The organism is Fortiea sp. LEGE XX443 (assembly GCF_015206815.1).
Lineage (GTDB): Bacteria > Cyanobacteriota > Cyanobacteriia > Cyanobacteriales > Nostocaceae > Nostoc_B.
In genome coordinates this window covers 1-1346 of record NZ_JADEXZ010000158.1, presented here as the reverse complement: position 1 = coordinate 1346, position 1346 = coordinate 1, and the positions used below count along the sequence as shown (strand labels likewise).

3 protein-coding genes are annotated in these 1346 nt (G+C 44.1%); 1 reads left to right on the top strand and 2 read right to left on the bottom strand.

The features are described 5' to 3' along the window. Together IQ259_RS26905 and IQ259_RS26900 are read right to left on the bottom strand one after the other, a co-directional pair. Positions 1–313: NTPase (NACHT family) (locus IQ259_RS26905; RefSeq protein WP_193889023.1), on the bottom strand; the 313-nt coding region annotated here is incomplete at its 3' end. Between the two features lie 157 nt (positions 314–470). Beyond that, positions 471–698, bottom strand: a complete 228-nt coding sequence (locus IQ259_RS26900) for a hypothetical protein (protein ID WP_193889022.1) — start codon at positions 696–698, stop codon at positions 471–473. A 104-nt stretch (positions 699–802) separates the two neighbouring features. Between IQ259_RS26900 and IQ259_RS26895 the strand changes: the two genes are divergently transcribed. Continuing rightward, the gene (locus tag IQ259_RS26895; protein WP_193889021.1) at positions 803–1306 is read left to right on the top strand and encodes a hypothetical protein; all 504 of its coding nucleotides are present in this window, start codon (positions 803–805) and stop codon (positions 1304–1306) included. Positions 1307–1346 lie beyond the last annotated feature (40 nt).

The window sequence follows — 1346 nt, the reverse complement described above, 5'->3', positions numbered from 1 at the left end:
GTTTCTCCGCTTCTTCCAACAACAACCGCGCCAACGCCGTCGATTTCCCGGAACCCGGTCGCCCTACTAGCAAGACGTGTTCTTTAGCATACTTCCGCAACCCTGCCAGCACGTCTAACCGCTCAACTTTTTCCGGTGTTTCGCTCCTTTCTTCCTTGCCATATTGCACCGTCTCCACCATAAAATTTAACAGTAGTGGCGATCGCCTTTGCTCAACTCGCTGCTGTCCTACTACATCTGTCAGCGTGTAAGCATTCCACCATTGGGCATAATGATTGCAAAGCGAGTCGAGGTAGTCATTCCAGTTAGTCATGCTGTGTGGAATAGTGAAATGCTGATGTTGGGAAAGGGGCAGAAGGTACGGAAAAAGGTTAAATGTTGCTCACCTAACCTGTAGTCAGTGTATTTTATCGATATGGTTTAATTTACTGATTTAAATTGTAACTTTATTATTCAGGTTGAAATTCTCTTTAACGAAGCTCAGAGCATCGTCGTCGAGTCTTTTTGTCTCGTGGGCGAGTATTAAACACTCGTCGGTGAGTCTTTTTATCTCGTGAGTGAGTATCAAACACTCGTAGGCGAGTCTTTTTGTCTCGTGGGTGAGTATCAAACACTCGTCGGTGAGTCTTTTTATCTCGTGGGTGAGTATCAAACACTCGTCGGTGAGTCTTTTTATCTCGTGGGCGAGTATCAAACACTCGTGAGCGAGATACCCGACTTCTTTAAGAAGTCGGGTATCTTTTTGTTGGTACACGAATTACAAATTATGCTAATTTCATCTCAGTAAACTCTGCTAACACTCATGTCTAACCCATTACCAACTGAACCTCAGCCCCAACCCCTCAGTGATTTTGAATTAGACTTGCTCAAAGAAGAATACTTTTTTCTGCAAAACACTATCGAAGATTACAATAAGCAGATTTGGGTAATTAAAGCGCTGGGAATTACCGGGACTGGGGGTGTTTTAGCATTGATGTTACAGCAAAAACCAAACGCCAGCGCGATCGCTCTCATCGGTTGTTCTATCCCGATCTTTTTCTGGATTCTCGAAAGTCAATGGAAACACTTTCAGCGCGGTTTCTATCCCCGTGTGGCTGAAATTGAGTTGATTTTGACTAGTACCTGTGGTTTCAACAGTCCCGGTATCTACAGCAGTTGGAGTCATTCTTTAAAACGCAGACCCCAGATTAAACGCAAGGGTTATCTGTGGGATGGTTTGCTCAATAGCACTGTGTTTGTCAGCTACGTTTTAGAAATTATTTTTCTGTTGCTGATCGCGGCGATCGCTCCTATTATTTGGAAATAACAGGGAACAGGCCTGAAAGTATTTTGATTAGAGGCAGGGG

Coding starts and splice junctions, on each gene's coding strand:
- IQ259_RS26895 (WP_193889021.1), top strand. CDS start 803: ATGTCTAACCCATTACCAACTGAACCTCAGCCCCAACCCCTCAGTGAT.